Consider the following 24,057-nt stretch of genomic DNA (forward strand, 5'->3'; position numbering starts at 1 on the left):
TCAGTGCAAGGCTTGTTCAGCTTTTTGAATCGCCGCGAATTCCTCTTCCGGCGTGCCTGCTACCAAGTGATGCCGACTGTAGAAAGCAAAGTAAGCAATTAACACTCCATAGATGATCGCGGCGCCGATCACCACCCGTGGATCGACGAGGAAGCCCGCCACCACGGCAATGCACGCCAATACCAGCGCCACACCCGAGGTGAAAATGCCGCCCGGCGTGCGGTACGGCCGGTCCATTTTGGGGCGACGGATGCGCAGGGTGATGTGCGCGGCCATCATCAGCACATAGGAAATGGTAGCCCCGAACACCGCGACCAGAATCAGCAGATCGCCTTGGCCAGTCAGCGATAGACCGAAGCCGATGATCCCGGGAATCACCAGGGCCAGCACCGGCGCCTTGCTCTTGTTGGTCTGCGACAGTTTGCGCGGCAGGTAACCGGCCCGCGACAGCGCGAAGATCTGCCGCGAGTAGGCGTAGATGATCGAGAAGAAGCTGGCGATCAGTCCGGCCAGACCGACGAGATTGACGAAGCTGCCCATCCACGTCGAGCCACCGTAGGCCTTGCTCAGTGCTTCGACCAGCGGGTTACCCGAAGTCAGCAGCGAATTCGCACCGGCGCCGCCGGGGCCGACGATCAGAATCAGCAGGGCGAACATCAGCAGCACCAGCATTGCCCCGATCAGGCCACGCGGCAGATCGCGCTTGGGGTTTTTGGTTTCTTCGGCGGCCAGCGGCACGCCTTCGACGGCGAGGAAAAACCAGATCGCATAGGGAATCGCCGCCCAGACGCCGACATAGCCGAACGGCAGAAACGCACTGGCGCCGACCGCAGTGGTCACCGGGATGTCGAGCAGGTTGGCGACGTCGAAGTGCGGCACCATCGCCACCAGAAACACCCCCAGCGCCAGCGCGGCGACAGCGGTAATGATGAACATCAGCTTGAGCGCTTCGCCGACGCCGAAAATGTGGATAGCGATGAAGATGATGTAGAACGCCAAATAGATCATCCACCCGCCAATGCCGAACAGCGACTCGCAATAGGCGCCGATGAACACCGCGATGGCAGCGGGGGCGATGGCGTATTCGATAAGGATTGCGGTACCGGTAAGAAACCCGCCCCACGGCCCGAACGCACTGCGGGCGAAACCGTAGCCGCCGCCAGCGGTGGGAATCATCGAGGACAATTCGGCCAGGGAAAAGCACATGCACAGGTACATCGTCGCCATCAGCAGCGTGGCGAGAAACATGCCGCCCCAGCCACCCTGGGCGAGGCCGAAGTTCCAGCCGGCGTAGTCGCCGGAAATCACATAAGCGACGCCGAGGCCGACCAGCAGGACCCAGCCGGCGGCGCCTTTTTTCAGTTCGCGTTGTTGGAAATAATCGGTGCCGACTTTTTCGAAGTCGACGGAGGAGCTGGTCGCCGGAGCTCCGGCCGGGGATTCGCTTGGCATAGGGTTCACCATTTTTATTGTTTTATTGGCCCGGCTACAGCCAGGAACCTGATCGTTCCCACGCTCTGCGTGGGAATGCAGCCCGGGACGCTCCGCGTCCCTTCGAAACCGAACGAGGAGCGTCCGTTGAGGCATTCCCACGCGGAGCGTGGGAACTATCAGCATCGCAGGATCAGAAGAATCCCAACGGATTGATGTCGTAGCTCACCAGCAGGTTCTTGGTCTGCTGATAATGGTCGAGCATCATTTTGTGGGTTTCACGGCCGACGCCGGACTTCTTGTAACCACCGAACGCGGCGTGCGCCGGATAGAGGTGGTAGCAGTTGGTCCACACCCGACCGGCCTTGATTGCGCGGCCCATGCGGTAGGCGCGGTTGATGTCGCGGGTCCACAGTCCGGCGCCGAGACCGAACTCGGTGTCGTTGGCAATCGCCAGGGCTTCGGCTTCGTCCTTGAAGGTGGTGATGCTCACCACCGGGCCGAAGATTTCTTCCTGGAACACGCGCATCTTGTTGGTGCCCTTGAGCAGGGTCGGCTGGATGTAATAACCGGTGGCCAGGCTGCCCTCGAGTTTTTCCACCTTGCCGCCGGTCAGCAACTCCGCGCCTTCGCCCTTGGCGATTTCCAGGTACGAGAGGATCTTGTCGAATTGCTGCTCGGATGCCTGGGCGCCGACCATGGTGTCGGTGTCCAGCGGGTCGCCACGTTTGATCTGGCTGACTTTCTTCATCACGGCCTGCATGAATTCGTCATAGATCGATTCCTGCACCAGCGCGCGGGAAGGGCAGGTGCACACTTCGCCCTGATTGAAGAACGCCAGCACCAGACCTTCGGCGGCCTTTTCGATGAAGCTCGGCTCGGCCTGCATGATGTCTTCGAAGAAGATGTTCGGCGACTTGCCGCCCAGTTCCACGGTCGATGGAATGATGTTTTCCGCTGCGCATTTCATGATGTGCGAGCCGACCGGGGTCGAGCCGGTGAAGGCAATCTTGGCGATGCGCTTGCTGGTTGCCAGTGCTTCGCCGGCTTCTTTGCCGAAGCCTTGCACGACGTTGAGCACGCCCGGGGGCAGCAGGTCGCCGATCAGCTCCATCAGCACGCAGATGCCCAGCGGGGTTTGCTCGGCAGGTTTGAGCACCACGCAGTTACCGGCGGCCAGCGCTGGCGCGAGTTTCCACGCGGCCATCAGCAGCGGGAAGTTCCACGGGATGATCTGGCCGACCACGCCCAGCGGTTCATGAATGTGGTAAGCCACGGTGTTGCCGTCGATTTCCGCAGCGCTGCCTTCCTGAGCGCGCAGGCAACCGGCGAAATAACGGAAATGGTCAGCGGCCAGGGGGATGTCGGCGTTGAGGGTTTCACGGATGGCTTTGCCGTTGTCCCAGGTTTCGGTGATCGCCAGCAGTTCGAGGTTTTCTTCGATGCGGTCGGCGATTTTCAGCAGGATCAGCGAGCGCGCCTGCACCGAAGTGGCGCCCCACGCATCGGCGGCGGCGTGGGCAGCGTCCAGCGCCTTGTCGACGTCTTCGGCGGTGGAGCGGGGGAATTCGGCAATTGGCTGGCCATTGACCGGCGAGGTGTTGGTGAAGTACTGACCTTTGACCGGTGCGACGAACTCGCCGCCGATGTAGTTACCGTACTTGCTCTTGAACGAGACTTTGGCGCCGTCAGTACCGGGGTGGGCGTAACGCATGATGATGTTCTCCTTGGCTTTGTACTTATTAGAGAAACGCGCAAGTGCGCTTGCTATAAGCGTAGAGCAAGGCTCGGGCCACTGCCGCGCAGGGCAGGCAAATCAAGGGCTTGGCCGGTTTGTCTCGGACGAATGGAGAGGCGCTGTGACGGATTCGGTACAACGCGGGTGACAATTTGTACCGCTTGCGACACAGCCTGTGACCGGGCGGTCTTGCCAGCATTGCATTGCCGGAGCCGCTGGAGGATGCTGGGCGTCACCTCATGCTTTGGGCCATCGCGCCCCGGGGAGAACAATAAGAAATGCACGACAACCATTTGAGTCGCCATGCCCGCCAGGTTCTCACCGTCACCCAGGGCAAACCGCACCTGCACGGCCCCGGCGCCGATCCATCGATCGCCCGTTCTTGGCTGCGTTGCCTTGAGGACTACCACCTCGATCCTTCCGTGACCATGGCGCCGACCGTGCTCGAGCATGGCCGGGTGCTGGAAAGCCGCGAACGTCTGCAGCAAGTGCTGCAAATAGCCGGCACGGAAATGAGCAGCCTGCATCAGCAACTCTCCGGCGCCGGCCACGCGGTGCTGCTGACCGACGCGCGTGGGGTGATCCTCAATTGCGTCACCGCGCCGGCGGAACGGAAGATTTTCGAGCGTGCCGGTCTCTGGCTCGGCGCCGACTGGAGCGAGGCCTGCGAAGGCACCAACGGCATCGGTACCTGCCTGGTCGAACGGCAGGCGCTGACCATTCACCAGGATGAACACTTTCGCGGTCGCCATACCGGGCTGACCTGCTCGGCCAGCCCGGTATTCGACCCGCACGGTGAATTGCTCGCGGTACTCGATGTGTCCTCGGCCCGTCCGGATGTTTCGCGACAGAGCCAGTTCCACACCATGGCGCTGGTCAATCTGTCGGCGAAGATGATCGAGAGCTGCTACTTCCTGCGCTGTTTCGACAATCAATGGTTGCTGCGTTTTCATCTGCAGGCCGAGTCCGTCGGCCTGTTCAGCGAAGGGTTGCTGGCGTTCGACGGCGAAGGGCGGATCAGTGCGGTGAATCAGAGTGCGCTGAACCTGCTCGGGCATATTCGCGGCGGTTTGCTCGGTAAACCGGTGGAAGCGTTTTTCGATTGTTCGCTGGATGACCTGCTCGGGCGGGCGAGTGCCAACGCCAGCGCCAGTTGGCCGCTGCGAACCCGTGATGGCCGGCATCTGTTTGCCGTGTTGCGCGGCGAATCGCGCAAGCCGACAGCCATCGTTCCAACGCCAATCGCTGCACCTGCGCCACGCCTGTCCGGCATCTGCCTCGGTGACGAAGCGTTGCAGGCGGAATTTCGCAAAGCCCTGCGCGTGTTCGAGCGCGACGTGCCGTTGTTGATCAACGGCGAAACCGGCTCGGGCAAGGAAGCGTTCGCCAAGGCTGTGCACCAAGCCAGCCAGCGCTCCGGTAACGCCTTCGTCGCGCTCAATTGCGCAGCCATTCCGGAAAGCCTGATCGAGAGCGAACTGTTCGGCTATCGCGGCGGCAGCTTCACCGGCGCGCGCAAGGACGGCATGCGCGGCAAGCTGCAACAGGCCGATGGCGGCACCTTGTTCCTCGACGAAATCGGCGACATGCCCTTGGCCTTGCAGACGCGCTTGCTGCGAGTGCTGGAAGATCGGCAAGTGGTGCCGATTGGCGGTGAACCGCAAGCGGTGGACGTGCGCATCATCAGTGCGACGCATCGCAATCTGCTCGAGCGGGTCGAGGACGGCAGTTTTCGCGAGGATCTGTATTACCGCTTGAACGGCCTGGAAGTGGCGCTGCCGGCGTTGCGTGAGCGCAGTGATAAATCGCAGCTACTGGATTTCCTGTTGGCCGAGGAGGCTGGCGGCGAAACGATTCTGATCGACGAACCGGCACGGCAGGCGCTGCTGGCGTTCAATTGGCCGGGTAATGTGCGGCAGATGCGCAATGTCCTGCGTACGCTGGCGGCGTTGTGTGATGGCGGGCGGGTCGGCGTTGAGGATTTGCCGGTGATGATTCGGCAGGCGCGGCCGGCGGTTGTGCCTGCGCAGACTGCCGCGCAGCCATTGGATGACGCCGAGCGCTTGGCATTGCTTGGCGCGCTGGAGCAGGCGCGGTGGCATATGAGTCGTACGGCAGAGCAACTGGGGGTCAGTCGCAATACGCTGTATAGAAAGCTTCGCAAACACGGTATTGCCCGCTCTGCCTGACCGACCTGATCGTTCCCACGCTCTGCGTGGTAACGCCCCCGGACGCTCCGCGTCCGCTTTGGGACGCAGAGCGTCCCGTGCTGCATTCCCACGCAGAGCGTGGGAACGATCAGGTCGAACAGGCCCACCCCTCAGCTAAAGAGTGCCATTTCCCCCTCCCTACGCTAACCTGCGGCCATGTTTTACGAGGTCGACTATGCACATTCATATTCTGGGTATCTGCGGGACTTTCATGGGCTCGATGGCCGTATTGGCCAAAGAGCTGGGCCATCACGTCACCGGCTCCGACGCCAACGTCTATCCGCCGATGAGCACGCAGCTCGAGGCCCAGGGCATTCAGCTGACGCAGGGCTATGACCCGGCGCAGCTCGATCCGGCGCCGGATCTGGTGGTGATCGGCAATGCCATGTCCCGTGGCAACCCGGCGGTGGAATATGTGCTGAACAAAGGCCTGCCGTACGTCTCCGGCCCGCAGTGGCTGGCTGACCATGTGCTGCAAGGTCGCTGGGTGCTGGCCGTGGCCGGTACGCACGGCAAGACCACCACCAGCAGCATGCTCGCCTGGGTGCTGGAACACGCCGGCATGAGCCCGGGTTTCCTCATCGGCGGCGTGCCGCAAAATTTCTCGGTATCGGCGCGCCTGGGCGGTACGCCGTTTTTTGTGATCGAGGCTGACGAATACGACAGCGCCTTTTTCGACAAACGCTCGAAGTTTGTCCATTACCGTCCGCGCACCGCCATCCTCAACAACCTTGAGTTCGATCATGCGGACATCTTCCCCGATCTGCCGGCCATCGAACGTCAGTTCCACCACTTGGTGCGGACCATCCCGAGCGAAGGGCTGGTCATCCACCCGACCACCGAGCCGGCCTTGCAACGGGTGATTGAAATGGGCTGCTGGACCCCGGTGCAAACCACCGGCGCCGGCGGTCAGTGGCAGGTCAAGCTGCTCAGCGAAGACGGTTCGGCGTTCGAAGTGATGTTCGAAGGCGTGTCGCAAGGCACCGTCGAGTGGGAATTGACCGGTCAACACAACGTCGCCAACGCCCTTGCCGCTCTGGCCGCAGCGCGTCACGTTGGCGTCGTGCCGTCGATGGGCATTGCTGGGTTGAGCGCGTTCAAGAACGTCAAACGGCGTATGGAGAAAGTCGCCGAAGTGCGCGGCATCACCATTTACGACGACTTTGCTCATCACCCGACCGCCATCGCTACCACCCTCGACGGCCTGCGCAAACGCATCGGCGACGCACCACTGATTGCGATCATCGAGCCGCGTTCCAATTCGATGAAGCTCGGCGCCCACCGTGACGGTCTGCCGGACAGCGTGGTCGATGCCGATCAGGTGATCTGGTATGCCCCGGCCAACCTCGGTTGGGACCTGGGCGCCACCGCAGCGTTATGCACCGTGCCCTCCATCGTCAGCGATTCCTTGGAAGGCATCATCGAACGCGTGAAGAGCCAGGCCCAACCCGGCACGCACGTGGTGATCATGAGCAACGGCGGCTTCGGCGGCCTGCACGGCAAACTCGCCGAGGCACTGCAATGAACACTTTTTCTCAGGCCGGCGGTCCGGAACGCATCACCCTGGCGATGACCGGCGCCTCCGGCGCGCAGTACGGCTTGCGCCTGCTCGATTGCCTGGTGCGCGAAGATCGCGAAGTGCACTTCCTGATCTCCAAGGCTGCGCAATTGGTCATGGCCACCGAGACTGACGTGTCGCTGCCGAACAAACCGCAGATGATGCAGGCGTTTCTCACTGAATACACCGGCGCCGCAGCCGGGCAGATTCGCGTGTACGGCAAGGAAGACTGGATGTCGCCGGTAGCCTCCGGCTCCGGCGCGCCGGCGGCCATGGTGGTAGTGCCGTGTTCGACCGGCACGCTGTCGGCGATTGCCACCGGCGCCTGCAATAACCTGATCGAACGCGCGGCGGACGTTACGCTGAAAGAGCGCCGTCAGTTGATACTGGTGCCGCGCGAGGCGCCGTATTCGAGCATTCATCTGGAGCACATGCTCAAGCTGTCGAATCTGGGCGTGACCATTCTGCCGGCCTCGCCGGGCTTCTATCACCAGCCTCAAACCATCGATGATCTGATCGACTTCGTTGTGGCGCGGATTCTCAATCTGCTCGGCATCCCGCAGGACATGCTGCCGCGCTGGGGCGAGCATCACCTGAGCAGCGATGAATAAGCTGCTGGTGCTTGTGCTGGCGCTGCAATTGGGCGGCTGCGCGACGGCGCGCACGCTGGATGCGGCGAAACCCGGCGCACCGGTGGTGTACGCCGGGACGCGGCTGGATTTGTATGCGTTGAACGGCGGATGTTGTGCAAAGGACAGGTTCGGTGCCGAGGCGCCGAGCTACCCGGGAGTGGACCTGCCGGCCAGTGCGCTGCTCGATACGTTGCTGTTGCCGTTGTCGTTGCTGACGGTGATTGGCGTGGGCTTTCAGGCGACTGGCGGATTGTAGGGGGCGGACAACCTCTGTGGCGAGGGGATTTATCCCCGCTGGGGTGCGAAGCGCCCCCCCCAAAAAAATTGTAAAAGCGACGACTGCTGCGCAGCCGAACGGGGATAAATCCCCTCACCACAAAGTCCCGGAGTTATTTGCCTAACTTGCGCAGCTCATCCGATTCAATCACCCGCACGCCATCCTGTTCTTCCAGCGCCAGCCGCCACATCGCTCGCGCCAACTGGCACGCTTCGATGCCGTGATATTTCCCCGGAATCAGCTTCGACAACGGCCCGGCCAGTTGCTCGACCAGACGCGGTTCGGTGCGTTCGCCGAGCAACAGCGAAGGTCGGCAAATGGTCAGCTGCGGCCAGTTCTGCGCGCGCAGGGCCTGTTCCATTTCGCCTTTGACGCGGTTGTAGAACACCGAGGAATTCGGATCGGCACCAATCGCACTGATCACGATCAGATGCCGCGCGCCCATCTCCCGCGCGCGTTTGGCAAACGCCACGACCATGTCCAGATCGACTGCGCGAAAGGCTTCTTCGGAACCGGCCTGCTTGATCGTCGTGCCGAGGCAGCAGTAGGCGATATCGACCCGGCCGCTGAGCTGCGGCAGAAACGCCTGCGGGTCGCCGACCGGGTTTTCCAGGTGCGGATGCTCGGCCAGCGGCCGGCGTGAAGGGGCGAGGACACGGGTAATCGTTGGCTCGTTGAGCAAACGGTCGAGCAGATGTTCACCGGTCAGTCCGGTGGCTCCGGCAAGCAATACGTGCTGAGGCGTCAAGTACATAGTGTCTCTCCCTTGATACTGTTCAGCTTAGTTGCCTTTTTTCGCCGCGTCGTTCAATGCGCTGCTTTGCAAAGCTTTGCGCGCCTGCTGTTTTCGCAGCATCTGCCAGTGCGACAGCACGGTTTTCGGCGCCCAGATCTGCGGCTCCGAGGCTTCAAAACCGTCGGCCAGTTCGCGCTCGGCGACGGTGGCCTTGGCCAGTTTGAATGCCTGCTCCAGATCATCAGTCTGGTTCAGCGCCTGGGCGAACAGCGCATCGCCGAAGTAGGTGAAGTTGGCTTCTTCCGAGCAACCGAACGACACCCGATCCGCGCGTGAGGCGGTCATGATCAGCGTGCGTTCGTCTTTCAGCGCCGGGATGAAACCGCCGGAATAGCACGAGGAAACCACGATGACCTTGTCGCGATGCTTCAGCGGCGCGAGCACGGCGGCGAGTTCATCGGCGGGCAGGTCTGCCAGTTCCATGCGCGGCTGATCGAGCACCAGTTCATGCTCGGCGGTGCCGTGGCTGGTTAGATAGATGAACAGCAGATCTTCCGGCCCGCTGCGTTCGGCAAGGGCTTGCGCGGCGCGGCGCAGGTTTTCCCGGGTGGCCATCGGCCGGTCGCCGAGATGATCGCGGTGATTGACCAAGCGGATCTGGCCGAAGGCGCCGAAGCGCGTATTGAGCATGTTGGCGACGTAATCGGATTCGCGCAGGAATACGCTTTGCTTGCCGTCGCCGCCAAGGGTCAGGGTGTACAACTCGACTGCCGGAGTCGAAGCGGGAATCGCCGCCAGTGCGTCGTCCAGCAACCGGCCTTGGGCCAGCAGACCAAGCTCTAGGGTGTCGGGGAGCAATTTGCCGTCGGCGTCGCGCACGCGTTGGCCGTTGATCCAGGTGCCACTGAGCACGCTGCCATCGGTCAGCACCAGCGTGCCGCGTCCTGAATAGCTGTCGTTGTCGAAGCCGCCGATGTAGAAGCTGCCATCGGCGAGGTTCAAGCGGCCCTGACCGGTGAAGCGCCAGTCATTGAATACACCGATGTAATGGCTGCCATCGGCACCGATCAATTCGCCCTTGCCAGTCAGCGCGCCTTCCTTGAACTGGCCGAGCCAGACGTCGCCGTCGGCGTTCTCGTAGCGGCCCTTGCCGTGCAGTTGATTGTTCTTGAAGCCGCCGACGTAGATATCACCGTCGGCGCTGGTGTAAGTGCCGTTGCCTTCCAGTTGGCCGTTGACGAAATGGCCCGTGAACGAATTGCCGCTGGCATCGCCGCGCTGGCCTTCGCCGTTGGGTTTGCCGTGGGCGAACTGGCCTTGATAGGAGCTGCCGTCGTCCATTTCCAGACGGCCGAGGCCGGAATACTGGTCAGCCTTGAACTCGCCGCGATAGGTCATGCCGTTTTCTTTCAGCGTGCCTTCGCCCTCGCGCCGGCCCTGCTTGAAACCACCGGTGTAGCTGCTGGCATTGGTGCTCAGGCTGCCCTGACCATCAAACAGACCTTGCTGGAACTGGCCGCGATAGACCTCGCCATTGCTGCCGTGCCATTCGCCTTGGCCGTGCCACTGACCCTTATCGAATTCCCCGGCGTACCAGCTGCCGTTGGGGTAATCGACGCGGCCCTGACCTTGCAGCAAGCCGTCGACCAGTTCCCCGCGATAGCGACCGCCATCGGGCAGGCGCGCATCCGGCGGCAACAGCGATTCGCCGTCGCCGCAAGCGGTAAGCATCAGGGTCAGGGCAAGGGGTGCAAGTCGAGCGATTGAGCGCATAGCGGGATCCGGGCAATTAGGCGACCGAGTATGCCGCAGCTATGCGTCGCATATATACAGACGTGACGCGAAACAGCGTGCGCTGCTTCGCATCCGGGATGATCAGACGAAGCAGAGCGACAGTGGCTCGGCGATGTAAGCCGGTTTGTCCGAGCCTTCTATCTCCAGTGTCGCGGTAGCCTTGAGCAACCACTGGCCGGGTTTTTTCTCGGTGACTTCGACCATGTCGACCTTCAGTCGGACTTTCGAGTTGACCTTGACCGGCTGGATGAAGCGCACGCTGTCCAGGCCATAGTTGACGACCATCTTCACGCCTTCGGGCAGCACGAGGATGTCTTCCATCAGTTTCGGCATCAGCGACAGCGACAGGAAACCATGGGCAATCGTGCTGCCAAACGGCGTTTCCGCAGCCTTGACCGGATCGACATGAATGAACTGAAAATCACCGGTGGCTTCGGCGAACAGGTTGATGCGCTCCTGATCGATGGTGAGCCATTCGGAACGTCCAAGTTCCTTGCCGACATAATCTTTGAGCTCTGCAACGGGAACATAGGGCATTGAGACTCTCCTTGGGTTCATCGGTTTTATAGTTTTTCAGGGCGGATTTGACCGGCCTGCGAACCACTGTAGATCATCATGGCGATTTGCTCAGGTCAACCGACCATGCTTTTGGCGAATGCCGGTCCATAGCGCCGGCATGCTTATAATGCCGAGCTCTGCTGGCTGAAAATGTAAGACGGAGATGTCGGATGTTGTTACGTGGCCTGACCCTGCTGGTGCTGTTCCAATTGCTCGGCACCGCGCTCAATCATTTGCTGTTGCCGATATTGCCGGGGCCGATCATCGGACTGCTGCTGATGCTGGTGTTCCTGATCATTCGCGGTGAAGTGGGCGAGCCGCTGAACCAGGCGGCGGGCAGCCTGCTGCGGTATCTGCCGTTGCTGCTGGTGCCGCCTGCGGTAGGCGTGATGGTGTATGCCACGGCGATTGCCGCCGATTTCTGGGCGATCGTCGGCGCGCTGGTGGTCTCGCTGATCGTGTCGATGGCCTTTGCCGGCGTGCTCATGCAACGGCTGGTCAAACGTCACGCGCCGCCGGCGGAGGAGTCCTGATGCTGTTCGACTGGCAAGGCGCGTGGGCGTCGGTGATTCATCATCCGCTGTTCGGCATTGGCATCACCCTCGGCGCCTATCAACTGGTGCTGGCGGCGTTCGAGAAAACCCGCTGGATCTTTCTGCAACCGGTGCTGGTCTCCATGTTGTTGGTGATCGGTGTGCTGGTCGGCTGCGGCCTGACTTACGCGGAGTACCGCAAGAGCACCGAGATCCTCAGCATTCTGCTGGGGCCGGCCACGGTGGCGCTGGCGGTGCCGCTCTACTTGAACCTGCGGCGCATCCGCCAATTGTTCTGGCCGATTTTTACTACGCTGGTGATAGGCGGGGTGGTCGCAACGGGCATGGGTGTGGCGCTGGGCTGGTGGTTCGGTGCCGATCACATGATCCTGATGACCATGGCGCCGAAATCGGTGACCTCGCCGATCGCCATGCTGGTCGCCGAGCAGATCGGTGGCGTGGCGGCGCTGGCCGCGGTGTTCGTGCTGATCACCGGGGTGATTGGCGCGATCTTCGGCCCGGCGCTGCTGACCCGCCTCGGCGTGCACAGCCCCGAAGCGCGCGGCATGGCGCTGGGCATGACCGCGCATGCGGTCGGCACGGCGGTGGCGATGCAGGAAAACGACGAGTGCGGCGCGTTCGCCGCGCTGGCAATGAGTCTGATGGGCGTGGCCACGGCGGTGTTCCTGCCGTTGGCGGTGTCGATGGTGGTGTAAGGAAAATGTCTATGAGTCTGCCGCTTTTCCCGCTGAACACGGTGCTGTTCCCCGGCTGCAACCTCGACTTGCAGATCTTCGAGGCGCGCTATCTCGACATGATCGGCCGTTGCATGAAGCAGGGCGTCGGTTTCGGTGTGGTGTGCATCCTTGAGGGCAGCGAAGTCGGTGTGGCACCAGAAGGTTTCGCAATGGTCGGCTGCGAGGCGCGGATCACCGATTTCCAGCAACAGGACAACGGCCTGCTCGGCATTCGCGTGCAAGGCGGACGGCGTTTCACGGTGTTGCGCACCGAAGTGCAGCGCGACCAGTTGATTCTGGCCGATGTCGAATGGCTCGACGACGAGCCCGAGCAACCGTTGCAGGAGGAGGATGCCGATCTGGTAGCGCTGCTCAAGGCACTGGCCGAGCACCCGATGGTCGAAGCGCTGGACATGGGCACCGAAGCCGGCGGGCAGCAATCGCTGGCCAATCAGCTTGCCTACCTGTTGCCTTTCGCTGAAGAAGACAAGATCGACCTGTTGCAACTCGATGATCCGCAGCAGCGGCTGGATGCGATTCAGGCGTTGCTTGATGAGTTGCAGGGGGAGTTGTTCGCCTAGTTTTACTTTGAATCAACTACTGCCACCTGCCAGCATTGTGTTGCTTTTGTCTTTGTCTTAATTTCGAGTTGCCCGCAGGACGCGGGTAATTCGATAACAAGGATGAAGTGATGACGTTATATGAAGATGAACGGGCGTTCTGGGACGATATTGCCGGCAAGTATATTTTGAAACACGCCGGCGCCGACCAGAACGTCAGTAAGCATATCGATGCTGCCACAACTTATGCCGACCGTATGGTCATCGCGCGACGTAAACGAAAGATAGAAAAAGTTCCGGTCAGCGATATTCCGCAGATGTCGGCTACTGCCAGCAAGACAGTAACCGCGAGCGCAGTTTAATTCATTCCCTTTTTTACTTTGCCTGCCGTTGCGGTTGAGCGGCGGAGCGTTTACAGGTGGGCGAGCCCATGTCTACAGCAATAATCAACAATGAAGAATTCACGGCAAATCTTTATCTGGATGGCCGGCCGTTAGTAATCAATCAGTACCGATTGCAAAAAATTGTGCGCGACCCGCGTATCACTCAACGCGAAAAGCTGGATGCAGAGGTCGGACTTGCGAGTCTGCGCCTCGCCAGCTTCATCACGCTGGCCGACCACGAAGATCACAAGCCGCTGCTATTCAGGTTCGTTTCTCAGAAGGATGGCTATGCGATCAGCGTGGTCCATTCTGGAAAGTTTGGAGGCGCACGGTTATTCATTGAAGACAAAACCCATAATTTGTTGGTGAGTACCGATGCGCCGCTCCAGCATTTCTCAATGAGCACGCTGGGCGCGACCAAAACCTCTCTCAGTCACATCGAGGCCGGGCCGGCCTATATTGAGTTGTGCAGTGAGCCGAAAAGCAAACCCATGTATCGAAATATCAGTGACGGCATGAGCACGTTTCTGGACGCCGACCCTAATCTCACGACGCACAACGCGTTCAATAACAAACCCGCTCAATTGGTGATCAAGGTGATCAAAGCCAGTCCTTCGGCTGCGTGACCAGAGGCGCCATTCACTCTGGAGTGAATGGCGCCGCGCCTTGTGTCAGGGCCTGTAATGTTCGGGGACTGGCCAGACGATGTCGTTGGCATCGGTGTCCGTGCCTTTGGGCAGTGTCAATACCACCCCGCCCGAGTGAGCGACGCCAGCGATGAGACCATCGTAGGGGGTCGATCGAGACCACACATCGAGGTCGGTGCCTTCCCAGGTCGACGTCTCGATAGCCACAGCATCCTCACCGGCTTGTCGGAACACATCCTCGACACGCGCCGCGAGACTGTGATCCGAATTCACCAGCCAGATCCGTTCTGCACTGATCCCACGGGTCGGCATGGAGATCCGGCCTTCCAGGCTGTCTCCATCAAAATCTCTGTTGATGAGGTAAAGATTTTCCACGCGAGGGACTACTTCGTTATTGCGAGTATCGATGATGTAGAGGAAGCCATTTATCTGTTTGCGCCGCAGCAACGGATAGTCGCGCGAGTTATCCATTTCAAACGATGTATCCGATTCTCCGTCGGTACTGTGCCGATGCCCGCTGGAGGAGTCACTGTCGGAAAAGTGCCCGGGATATCGATTGGCCTGACTGTTGTAATGCCGCGGGTTGGAATAGTAATCGAACCCCATGTAGTTCAAGGCGTCGGACAGAGCAAACGTCGCGCTGAACGCGCGTTTGCTGGTGGAATCCGAAGGGTTGCCGCGAAGTTTGACGAGCCGTTTGTCGCGGGCCAGTTCAAAAGGCGTGCGTAAATCGGCGCGAAACATGGCAGGGATGTCCGTGCGGTAAAGATAGTCATGCCTGTTGCGTTTATAACCGGCATGCGCCAGATAACCTTGCAGAAAATCATCTTCATAACGCTGATTGACTGGCGGTAAGTCGCCCTCATGGCCCTCGCCGTGATTGCGCAGTTTCAGCGTGAAAGGGCCGAGCTCCTCGGCGATATGCTCGAACCGTTTGGTGTCCAGTGCATTTCGGGAGAGATCTTTGTGCGTTTCGGCCCATTCCGGGAAGCCGTTTTCCATCTCCGGGCGCAAGCGTTTCTGCTGAGCGATGCTCAGGTTGTAAGTACGTAACAGTTCGGCGCATTCGCTGCGGGATTTCTGCGGGTGAGACCACTTCATGGAGTCCAGAAGAAACTTGTGGTCGTCCTCGGTATTTCTGCGCCTTGCCCAGGCCGGCGGACCGCCTCGGACCTCGGCCTCGGCACGAAAGGTGAGGATCTCTGCATCGCGCAGGTGGTAAACATCCCAGATTTCGGCATCGGTCCAGTGCGCCAGCTTCAGCGGCACTGAAGTGTCCCCGCGAGCTTCGCTCGGGTCGACTTTGATCATGCGACCGTATTTGCCCTGAAATGCGAAACCGACATTTGGCCGGGCAATCATTGGTTCCCGATTTGTCGTTTCCTTCCATTCATGTACCGCGTAATAGCCTTGCTCATCTGGTACGGGGGCGGAACGCGCCTTGGCCCACCCCAAGTCGTGCAGGGTGTAGCGATCCGGTGGGTACATCTCGATGGGCTTGTTCAAGCTCCACAAATCAGTGTCGGCGACTCGATAAAGCGGTGGGCCCGATGGCACTCGCTCGCTGGACAGTCTGGCCCGGTAGGCCTTGGTCAGGTCGTGGTAGGCAACCATCACCGTCAGCCCGGCGGCAGAACCGTCATCGTTGGCCATATCGGCGAACTGTCGCCCCTTGTAAGTCCTGAGACCTTGCGCATCGTGCCTCAAGTCGGCACTGACGCTTTGTACATAAGATTCAAGGGGCGATTTTGCTGGACCTCGCGGCGGCTTCTGCATATCAGGCATGCGGGTGACCGTGATGCCGGGCCGTAATGTCGCGTGGCTGGCGGCAGGAGCGATGGTTTCGATGCCCGCCAAAGCATTCGAGCCATCCTCTCGAATCCGGCCGGGCAGGCGCAGATCCAGATCGATCGGACGATCAGGGGAGGCCGGTCGCGCTGTCGAGCTGCCGGGCGTTTCGGTGGTTGGTGAAGGGCGCAAAGGCCCGGGTTTTTGGCGCATGAATAAACTCCTTCTTTATGAATCAGCCTGTCCGTCGGCTGAGGTGATCGAGTGCCAGCGCGGTGTTTGTCCGCGCTGGCACTGGGTTGCAGGCGCGCTGAGCGCACTCAGCTATCTGCCGGGATGTGCAAATCCTCTGGATTGATTCGCACCTGCGGGTTGTCAGTCAGTCCCCAATGCTGGCGCATCGAGTGATAAACCACGGTACTGACGGTGTCCTTGTATCCAATGTGGGTCACGTAAATCCGTGCCGCCAGTTCATTGCGCTGTCTGTGTTGTTCGATGTCGCTGTGCAGCGCCGCGACGCTGGCGTAGCGGCGAGCGTCGATGACGTACAACTGCAACACTTCGAACAGCAGCGAAACCTCATAGATATGGCCGGCCGAAGTCACCACACTCACCGATTCCACCGGCGTGTCCTCGTCAATGTCCGGCAGTTCGACGGTGACGCTAGCGATGCGCAGGCGATTGCCATCAAGGTGGATATCTTCGCGCTTCACCGTTTCGCTCAAGGCGCGAGTGAACAGATTCCACGTCGAGGCGTTAGCTGTTTTTGCAGCCGCAGCGGGTGTCGACAGGCGCACGATGCAGTTGCTGACCAGATGGATATCGTAAGTCGAGCTTTTGCCTTCCAGCAGATAAATCCCTGTGTGGGATCTGGACTCGATCACCACTTTGCAGGGGCGGTCGGTCAGCTCCGGCTTTTCGCTGACCACGGGGCGCGTGAACGGATACGTTCCGTTGCGCTGCTTCAGCCAGCTTCGGTTGCTGACCAGTCGTGTGCCGGGGGCCTTGGCGTCGGCTGCGTAATCCAGCTGCGGCAGTTGCAGGCGGTAGGAGACTTCGTCTCGCATGATCAGCACCAGATCTTGCGTCAGCAGCGGTGTGGTCACTTTCAGACTGTTGCGGCCGCCGTAACCGGTGGCGGCGGCGCTCGTCTTGATCACGCCTTTGAACGCAACCACTTTGGAGGGCAGTAGCAACGACAGGCAGATATCCTTGTAGGTCAGGTGCGTATTGCCCGATACACCCTGGCGAACTTCGACGTCATAGGTGATCACGACATCGACAATCTCGCTGGCCAGGTAATCGAGGTAGACACTCCCTTGCGTGGCAGTTTCGCTACGCTCGGCGGCAAACTCGACCCTGTGCGGCGTGCGTGACACAAAGTGTCGCGACGCTGCTTGCGCCTGCAAGGCCACCGTGCCGCTATTGACGATGGCAGGGGCCTGAGCGGGCTGACCGTTAACGGTGATGGCGACCTCGATATCCTGAATCAGCGCCTGGCCTGGCTGATTGGGCAGCAGAGCCAGCAGTTCATAATCATCCTGCGTGCGAAACAGCCACTGTGCATTCTTCAGGTGGCGCTGGCCGTCGATCGTCTGGTAGACGTTTCTCAGAGTCAGCACGTGTTCGGGATCACTGCCATCCTTGCCGCGCAACGAGGTGATCACCAGTGAAGTGTCGATGATTTGCCAGCGTTGAATGAGGGCTCGCGGCCAGCCGAACTCGACCCGGCTCGAGTGCTCGTCATTTTCGATGATCGTTGTGCGGGCGTTGGTATTGGCGATGTAATAACGGTCTTCACCGCTGCCACCATCCACCTCGCATTCGGTGCCGAAAATGGCAATGGTGTCGTTGCCGCCACCGACGCTGATGCGATCATAGCCATTGGCAGATATCTGGTTGGCCGCGTCGGTACCGGTAACGTGGCTGGTGCCCTTGCGCAGCGTCGAAGCGTTCTCGATCGAAGTCAGATGGGCGATTTCCAGCCCTTCGGCCGCCGGATCCAGACCGCGCAACGAGACCTTGCCGGTCTGCAGATTGATGTCATGGCCGACGTAGCGAGTGTCTCCGGTCGGGCGGCTGCCTTCGAACGCCACGGTGTCGGCGCCACCGCCGCCGTCCAGAATGTTGATGTGCGCGGGTTTGGCGGAGCGGTCGAGCTCCTGGTCCGAAATTTCTTGATAGAACGCATCGGTCTGGTCGCCACCGGTCAGGGCTTTGTGCCCTTCTCGGTAAGTGAACAGATTGGACTGCGCCTTGACGCCAGCGACCCGGTCGTTGCCATCACCCAGGCGCCAGAACACCCCTTTGCCTTCTCCGGCGCTGCCGCTGACCTTGCCTTTGAGATCTGCCGGCAAGCCATCGGCGGCATCGATCACATCGTCTGCGCCGACGATCACAGCCTGGCTGTCGCGTTTGAACGGTTCCTGGCCGGCGCTTTCATCCCACTGATAGCGCCACAGTTCGACCGATTGCAGTTCGGTGCGGAAGGCGCCGTTGACTACGTGTTCAATGGAGTTCTTATAGGCGCCTTCAAGCATGTCTCTGGCCGACAGCTCGAGGCGTTTTTCGTGATCGCTATAGCCTTTGGTCAGCTTGAAGCGATCCATCACTTGGTTATCCAGTTCCTGGCCGGTGAAGGCGAACCAGCCTGAGCGCAAGCGTTCCAGTGCGGTCAGTTCGATGTAGTCATCGATATCGTCCACGACCCGAGCGGCCTGATAAATCATCGAGCCGGCGATCAGCACAGCCGCCGCCGCGAGGCCGACCGGCCCGGCGACGCTGCCGAAACCGGCCAGTGCCGCGACGCCGAGCACCAGGCTGATGCCCGCTCCCGCTACGCTCAGGGCGCCGCTGACGTAATGATCCTGCGCGATTTTTCCCGACGAAGCGGCGGCAGCGTTGAACGCTTTGACCGCATCGATGATGTCGAACGGCAGGGTGATCGCGCTGGCGAACATACCGGCGCCCCGGCTCATGTATTTGCCCACCGAGGTCAGCGGGAAATATTTGAAAAGATTGCCGCCGTTGGTGAGCATCGCCTCGCCTGTCCTGGTCAAGCCGCGTTCGATGATCAGAGAGCCGAACTCGGCGGCAATGGAGCCACCCTGGAAGACCGCTTCGAGTTTTTCCCCTTTGCTGATCGCATCGATCATGGCCATGTAACCACTGTAGATGCCGAAGGCTTGCAGACCGACGCCGGCGCCGCTCATCAGGTAGCTTTTGCTTTTGTTGACCCAGCCGGGTGCGTTTTCAAAAGCGTCTACCTGATGAATGTCCAGCTTCTGCGCGGCTTTGCCCAACTGGTTGAGCCGGTCTACCGCACTGCCAGGGTCGATTGGTGCAGGGCTGACAAACATGGGGCCGGCGTCGACCGAGCGCTGGCAGGCAATTTCATAAAACAGCATCGCGGCCCTGCCGTTGTCAGCAACCTCAGCGGATCTCAAGTGGTTTTCAACGGCCGCTGATTCGAAATGCAGACCATCGAGAAACATCTGATCCGGGACTTTCAGATCGGCATTCGCCGGACCGATCGGTTGACCGTTGACCGCAGCACCCAGTCTTTGCAGCTCGACCCGACTGACTTTGACTTCCCCGATGGACAAGGGCCCGAAATGCTTGTCGAGCGATGCCAGCGTTTGTCGATGCCTGGCTTCAGCGCCCTTGCCGGCCGAGGGTGCAGGCATATGAGAGAGATTGGCTGTAGAGGGCGCATGGTCATTGGCCGAGGCATCAAGCGGCGTGACCTGAAGCAGGCGCACATTGGAAACATGCGCGGAAGGTAAGATGAGTTTCGACACGTCTTAATCCCTTAACGTTGTGTATGAACACCGGTTTCCTTACCGGTGGTGCGGGCAATCCCGGGGTTTCACGGCCAGACAATGTCATGACCAAATTCGTTTCTATTGCCGGACAGTCTGAGAATGGGCAGACCTGCTGCCTCGACATGGTCGATCAACGTGTCGTACTCGAAGTGGTTGGCATGCCCGGCGTGGGTGGCAGCTTCGATGCGTTCGGCACGGGCACCTGCCATGTCCTTGATGTCCGTTACTTTGGCGCCTTTGGTCTGGTCGGCGTTGAGCAACCAGATGCGCTCGGCGTCCAGTCCGCTGCGGGTAACTGAAATCAGCCCTTCAAAATCGTCGGAGGGAAACCAGGTAGGCGGCGTGTCGCGGGCGGTCGAATTGAACATCATGTTTTCTTCATGGGGTACGACCTCCAGATGGCGGGTGTCCAGGGCGTACAGGAACATGACCGTCTGCCGAGTGCGCTCGGATCGATAGCCGCGCTCGTGATCCCAGGCAATCGGCCGGTCGCCATCCGACCAGTCGGAGGAGGCGCTGCTGCTGGAATCGCTGGCGTCGCTCGCACCACTCTCCGAGCTGCTGTCACTGGCGTCGCGGCCGGGATATTTGTGGGTCTGGCTGTTGAATCGCAGGTATTCGGGATCAGGCGCGCTGGCATACGTCTGGCCTTCATTGAGGCTGAACGTCGCGCTGATGGGTTTGTGCGTGGTGGCGCCGGGTTCATGGTGGTAGCGCGGCAGCATGGTGCCGTCGTTGGCCAATTCGAAAGGTGTGCGTTCGTCACCACGAAACAGTGCCGGAATATCGGTGCGGTACAGACAGTTGTTCTTATTGCGCAGATAGCCGAGTTTTTTCAACAGTGCTTCACGCACCTCGAACGTCAGGCTGTTTTCAGGGTGATACCAATCGTGGCGGGCGTTGCGCTTGAGATTGAGTTGCTCGACGGCGTCCCTGGCAAATTGCTCGAGGCGTTGCGGGTTGTCGAGTTCGTCGAGCAGGCGCTTGTGCGCTTGCGCCCACGGCGGAATAGCCAATTGATTTTGCAGGTCCTGCTGTAATCGCGTCAGTTGGTGCGGCAGCAGGTTATAAGACTGTAGAAACGTTTCGCGCTCCTTCAAGGTCATGGCCGGGTGCAACCAGCGCAGGGTGTTGCGCAGCAAGTCGGTGACAGGGTTGCCGGTATTGGCCGCCTCGGCCCATTGCGGTGGGCGGCCGGTGGCCTGTGCTTCCGCCCGGAAGCGAGTGATGTCCTGGCCATGCAAGCCGTAGAGTTGCCAGATCTGTTGGTCAGTCCATTGTCGCAAGTGCGCAGGCTGCGCGCCGAACCCGCCCTGCGGTGCGTCGACTTGCATCAAATTGCCGAACTCATCGCGCAGCGCGAAACGGGTATCGGTGTCCTTCGTACCCGGCCGGGGTGTCATTTCGTGATACCCCTGAGAGTCCGGGGACCGCCACGAAGGGCGATAACGGCGTTGATCCAGCGGCACCGCTGCAGCAACCGGACGCGGGCGTTTGGCTGCAGATGCCTGGTCGGGTTGTTCGCTTGCGCTCACGGCCGGGCGTTTCGGCGCGACCTGTTCTGTCAGACGCCAGGTCGGGCTGTCGGCGTTTTTGTACAAGCGCGGGCCTGAGGGCAATCGCTCGGTCAGCAACTTGCTGCGCCAGGCTCCGGATTCATCCTGGCCGACGTGGGTCGTTTGCAATCGGCCGTCTACTTCTACGTCGGCAAATTTTCTGCCGACCACCCAGCGAAACCCGTCGGCATCGGCCGGCTTCATGCCGTGCAGAAAAGCCTCCGACAGCCAGTAGTTATTTACCCTGTCAGGTTGCAGCACAGCGGCGCCCGTTGTCGGCATGCGTGAGATTTCCACGGCCTGTATTGCCGACGACAGTCCGGGCACGTGAATATCCGCAGTACGGTTTGGCACTGCCAGATCGGTAAGAGTGGGAGGGCGAAAATAGTCGGAAACACCATCAAGCGGTAAGTTCTCGTTCCGGCGCGGTGCAGTATTGCTCGAATCAAATGGATGGGTAATCGTCGCAGTTGGCTTGCGAGGTATTTTGGGGCTCATTGAATGCTCTGAACTAGCGAAGTTTCATGAATTTAATTTCGATGTCAATTTGTAACTGGCTGAAGCAACATTGAAATTAATTGGCTAGTTCAATCTAACGCTTTTTAAATGATATGAAAGTCGATATTGGTGCGGTTTCAATTGTTTGTGTAACGTCAGTTTTATATTTGTTGCGGGCAGGGAATCATGCCGGTTTCAGTGTGGAAGTTTAACCGGGCAGGAGAAAGATCAAGTAGGCAACTAACGCCGCTCTTGTCGGAGTTTTCCGAAAGAGCGGCGCGAAACAAACAGTGCTTGCATGTCGATGTTCAGTAGGCGTAGCGCAACAGCGTATGAGGCAAATGACGCAGCACGAAGAAACCGAACAGCGCGATCATCGAAGGCAGGATCAGCCACCAGATCTTGAATGGCATCGGGTTGAGGGACGTCTGCCGTTGGCTCAACCACAGCATCCCGGCGCAGACGCAACTGGCGAGCATCGCGCCGGCGAGGATGTCGGTCGGCCAGTGCGCGCCGAGATAGACCCGCGACAAGGCAATCGCCAGTGCCGGGATGCAGGCAATCAACAGCCAGGTCAGGCGCATGCGCGGCGGCTGCCCACGGCCGGCGAGCACGCCCAGCGTCAGGAACAAGGCAAACGCGCCGGAGGCATGGCCGCTTGGCATGCTGAAAGTGGTCAAGGGATCACTGAGCACTTCCGGGCGCACTCGGGCGAAAAAGTATTTGGTTCCGGTGTTGGCCATGGCGGTGATCAGCATGGTGGCGCCGGCGAACACCGCCTGGCGCCACTGCTTGCACAGCAACAACAGCACGACGAGCAGGGCGCTGAACAGCAACATGTTGCGGAATTCGCCGATCAGGGTCAGCGTCACGGCGATTTCATCCAGCGCTGGCTGGCGATGTTCCTGCACCAGAGTCATCACGCCATTGTCGAGCGCGGTCAGGTAGGGATAGCCGATGAACAGACTGATCAGGATCAACAGACTCATGCTGCCGATCCAGATCGTCGCGCGACGATGGCGACGCACGCTGCTGTTGACGCTCAGGCCGACCATCACCGCGAGGCTGGCGGCGACGATCCCGGCCTCCAGCCAGAACCCTTCAGGCAATGGCAGGCGGAACGCTGCGCCCGTGGCCCAGCCCGGCAACAGATAAGCCAGGCTCCAGCCAGCGGCGGCGAGCAAGCTGACGGCGAAGAAACGCGGGAAGGGCATGTCGCACATCCCGGCGACCATCGGCAGCATCGGTCGCAGCGGGCCGATGAAGCGCCCGACCAATAGGCTGGCGATGCCGTAGCGCTGGAAGTACGACTCGGCGCGGGCCATCCATTCCGGGTGATGGCGTAGCCCGGGCAGGCGGCGTATGTTCTGGTGAAAATGGCGGCCGAGGAAATACGAAATCAGATCACCGAGGATGCCACCGAGAAAGCCCAGCAGCAGCGTTTCGCTCAAGGACAGCGCGCCGCTGCCGGCCAGTACCGCCACGGCAAACAACAGCACCGTGCCCGGCACGATCAGCCCGGCAATCGCCAGACATTCCACGCAGGCAACGATGAACACCGCTGCGGCCAGCCACTGTGGATTGGCGCCGAGCCATCCGGTGATGCTATCGAGCCATGGGCCCATACAGAAAAACTCCAGACTATTGATAATCCCGATGGGAGCGGCCGCAGGCTGCGATCTTTTGATCTTGTTTCTTTAAAGCAGAAGCAAAAGATCGCAGCCTGCGGCAGCTCCTACAGGAGTAAGCGTTTACAGAAGAATATAATCCCGGCCTTCGACCTGACCCCGTCGCAGCGGGTTCCGCGTGCACCATTGCGCATACGCGGCGTCAACGAAGCGGTACATCAAGTGTTCATCGCGACCCAGCGGGATGCCCAGCCGAATTGTTTGAATAATCTGCGAGGGCGCCGGTCCCGCGTCCTCGACCAGCAGCAATTCATGATCGAAACGCTTGGCGTCCCACATCGGTACTTTCAAACCGAGTGCCTTGCACAGCAAGGTCTGCCCGGCGCACAACTTCTGCGTCGAACGCGGCCGTCCCTGGGCATCGGGATTGTTCAGCAGCATTTGCGCCAGACTCGCCGGACCGCTGACTTCATCGACCCACGGATAGGCGGATTTGATCAGCACCGCATTGCCCGGACCTTGCGCGCTGAAATTCAGCGAATCACCGCCGCGGGCGTAGTACATATAGATGTGCCCGCCGTCCAGAAACAAAGCCTTACGCTTTTCTGTGTAACCGAGCGAGGCATGGCTGCCTTTTTCCGCGAAGTAATAGGCCTCGGTCTCGATAATTCGAGCGCTCAACCACAGGTCGCCGACGCGATGGCGGATGACTTTGCCGAGCAACGCCTGCGCCAGTACTTGGGCGTCGCGGTCGAAAAAGCTGTCCGGCAGGCCCACGGGCAGGCGCGCGGACTCGGGGCAAAGGGGCACGTTGGTCATGATGGGCAGGGTTTATCCAGGCTCAAGAGGCCTTGATGATAACAACGCTCAGCTTAATTACGTCTGAACGATGGCCAAACGCAGTTCATTTCGACCATCCGCCCGTCACCGCTGTTAGTCCCGGGACGCGACAGCTATAATCTGCCGCTT

Annotated in this window: 19 protein-coding genes; 9 read left to right on the top strand and 10 right to left on the bottom strand. The window is 60.2% G+C overall.

All coding sequences use genetic code 11. The features are described 5' to 3' along the window. Together eat and ACMYUN_RS18250 are read right to left on the bottom strand one after the other, a co-directional pair. On the bottom strand, nt 1-1,452 hold the full coding sequence (gene eat / locus ACMYUN_RS18245; RefSeq protein ID WP_415761315.1) for an ethanolamine permease: 1,452 nt from the start codon (nt 1,450-1,452) through the stop codon (nt 1-3). A 172-nt stretch (nt 1,453-1,624) separates the two neighbouring features. Further along, nucleotides 1,625-3,145, bottom strand: coding sequence for an aldehyde dehydrogenase family protein (locus ACMYUN_RS18250; RefSeq protein WP_122693043.1), 1,521 nt, complete (start codon nt 3,143-3,145; stop codon nt 1,625-1,627). Between the two features lie 302 nt (nt 3,146-3,447). On the opposite strand from ACMYUN_RS18250, the gene ACMYUN_RS18255 reads away from it, so the two are divergent. From ACMYUN_RS18255 to ACMYUN_RS18270, 4 genes are all read left to right on the top strand, one after another. Next, on the top strand, nt 3,448-5,358 hold the full coding sequence (locus ACMYUN_RS18255; protein ID WP_415761316.1) for a sigma-54-dependent Fis family transcriptional regulator: 1,911 nt from the start codon (nt 3,448-3,450) through the stop codon (nt 5,356-5,358). A 196-nt stretch (nt 5,359-5,554) separates the two neighbouring features. Beyond that, the gene (gene mpl, locus ACMYUN_RS18260) at nt 5,555-6,904 is read left to right on the top strand and encodes a UDP-N-acetylmuramate:L-alanyl-gamma-D-glutamyl-meso-diaminopimelate ligase (protein WP_016773007.1); all 1,350 of its coding nucleotides are present in this window, start codon (nt 5,555-5,557) and stop codon (nt 6,902-6,904) included. After that, nucleotides 6,901-7,548, top strand: a complete 648-nt coding sequence (ubiX, locus tag ACMYUN_RS18265) for a flavin prenyltransferase UbiX (RefSeq protein WP_024014462.1) — start codon at nt 6,901-6,903, stop codon at nt 7,546-7,548. Before mpl ends, ubiX begins: the two co-directional genes overlap by 4 nt. Beyond that, nucleotides 7,541-7,825, top strand: a complete 285-nt coding sequence (locus tag ACMYUN_RS18270; protein ID WP_039761850.1) for a YceK/YidQ family lipoprotein — start codon at nt 7,541-7,543, stop codon at nt 7,823-7,825. Before ubiX ends, ACMYUN_RS18270 begins: the two co-directional genes overlap by 8 nt. Before the next feature lie 133 nt (nt 7,826-7,958). On the opposite strand, the gene ACMYUN_RS18275 is transcribed toward ACMYUN_RS18270, so the two are convergent. The 3 genes from ACMYUN_RS18275 to ACMYUN_RS18285 form a co-directional block, all read right to left on the bottom strand. Next, nucleotides 7,959-8,600: an oxidoreductase gene (locus tag ACMYUN_RS18275; RefSeq protein WP_016773010.1), complete on the bottom strand. Its 642-nt coding sequence runs from the start codon at nt 8,598-8,600 to the stop codon at nt 7,959-7,961. 27 nt (nt 8,601-8,627) lie between these two features. Continuing rightward, nucleotides 8,628-10,355, bottom strand: coding sequence for a C13 family peptidase (locus ACMYUN_RS18280; RefSeq protein ID WP_415761317.1), 1,728 nt, complete (start codon nt 10,353-10,355; stop codon nt 8,628-8,630). Nucleotides 10,356-10,457: 102 nt separating this feature from the next. Continuing rightward, entirely contained in the window at nt 10,458-10,913 is a 456-nt protein-coding gene (locus tag ACMYUN_RS18285) for a MaoC family dehydratase (RefSeq protein WP_415761318.1), read from the bottom strand. Nucleotides 10,914-11,104: 191 nt separating this feature from the next. On the opposite strand from ACMYUN_RS18285, the gene ACMYUN_RS18290 reads away from it, so the two are divergent. The 5 genes from ACMYUN_RS18290 (at nt 11,105) to ACMYUN_RS18310 (ending at nt 13,773) form a co-directional block, all read left to right on the top strand. Continuing rightward, nucleotides 11,105-11,467: a CidA/LrgA family protein gene (locus ACMYUN_RS18290; protein WP_415761319.1), complete on the top strand. Its 363-nt coding sequence runs from the start codon at nt 11,105-11,107 to the stop codon at nt 11,465-11,467. Next, complete coding sequence (locus tag ACMYUN_RS18295) at nt 11,467-12,183, top strand: LrgB family protein (RefSeq protein ID WP_016773013.1); 717 nt, start codon at nt 11,467-11,469, stop codon at nt 12,181-12,183. Before ACMYUN_RS18290 ends, ACMYUN_RS18295 begins: the two co-directional genes overlap by 1 nt. Before the next feature lie 11 nt (nt 12,184-12,194). Beyond that, nucleotides 12,195-12,785: an LON peptidase substrate-binding domain-containing protein gene (locus ACMYUN_RS18300; protein ID WP_415761320.1), complete on the top strand. Its 591-nt coding sequence runs from the start codon at nt 12,195-12,197 to the stop codon at nt 12,783-12,785. 110 nt (nt 12,786-12,895) lie between these two features. Then, on the top strand, nt 12,896-13,126 hold the full coding sequence (locus ACMYUN_RS18305) for a hypothetical protein (protein WP_415761321.1): 231 nt from the start codon (nt 12,896-12,898) through the stop codon (nt 13,124-13,126). Between the two features lie 68 nt (nt 13,127-13,194). After that, nucleotides 13,195-13,773 carry a hypothetical protein gene (locus ACMYUN_RS18310; RefSeq protein WP_415761322.1) on the top strand — a complete coding sequence of 193 codons (579 nt, stop codon included), beginning with the start codon at nt 13,195-13,197 and terminating at the stop codon, nt 13,771-13,773. 45 nt (nt 13,774-13,818) lie between these two features. Here ACMYUN_RS18310 and ACMYUN_RS18315 read toward each other — a convergent pair whose 3' ends face one another. From ACMYUN_RS18315 to ACMYUN_RS18335, 5 genes are all read right to left on the bottom strand, one after another. Further along, entirely contained in the window at nt 13,819-15,795 is a 1,977-nt protein-coding gene (locus ACMYUN_RS18315) for a hypothetical protein (protein WP_415761323.1), read from the bottom strand. Nucleotides 15,796-15,902: 107 nt separating this feature from the next. Continuing rightward, nucleotides 15,903-19,382: a calcium-binding protein gene (locus ACMYUN_RS18320; protein ID WP_415761324.1), complete on the bottom strand. Its 3,480-nt coding sequence runs from the start codon at nt 19,380-19,382 to the stop codon at nt 15,903-15,905. A gap of 68 nt (nt 19,383-19,450) precedes the next feature. Beyond that, a complete protein-coding gene (locus tag ACMYUN_RS18325; protein ID WP_415761325.1) occupies nt 19,451-21,316 on the bottom strand; it encodes a hypothetical protein in 1,866 nt (621 codons plus the stop codon). 452 nt (nt 21,317-21,768) lie between these two features. Continuing rightward, entirely contained in the window at nt 21,769-23,085 is a 1,317-nt protein-coding gene (locus tag ACMYUN_RS18330) for a bifunctional DedA family/phosphatase PAP2 family protein (protein WP_415761326.1), read from the bottom strand. Nucleotides 23,086-23,211: 126 nt separating this feature from the next. Next, nucleotides 23,212-23,907 carry a DNA-3-methyladenine glycosylase gene (locus ACMYUN_RS18335; protein WP_415761327.1) on the bottom strand — a complete coding sequence of 232 codons (696 nt, stop codon included), beginning with the start codon at nt 23,905-23,907 and terminating at the stop codon, nt 23,212-23,214. Nucleotides 23,908-24,057 lie beyond the last annotated feature (150 nt).

Origin of the sequence: Pseudomonas sp. CP4 (genome assembly GCF_047758505.1) — a bacterium.
In the GTDB taxonomy this organism is placed as follows: domain Bacteria; phylum Pseudomonadota; class Gammaproteobacteria; order Pseudomonadales; family Pseudomonadaceae; genus Aquipseudomonas; species Aquipseudomonas fluorescens_AO.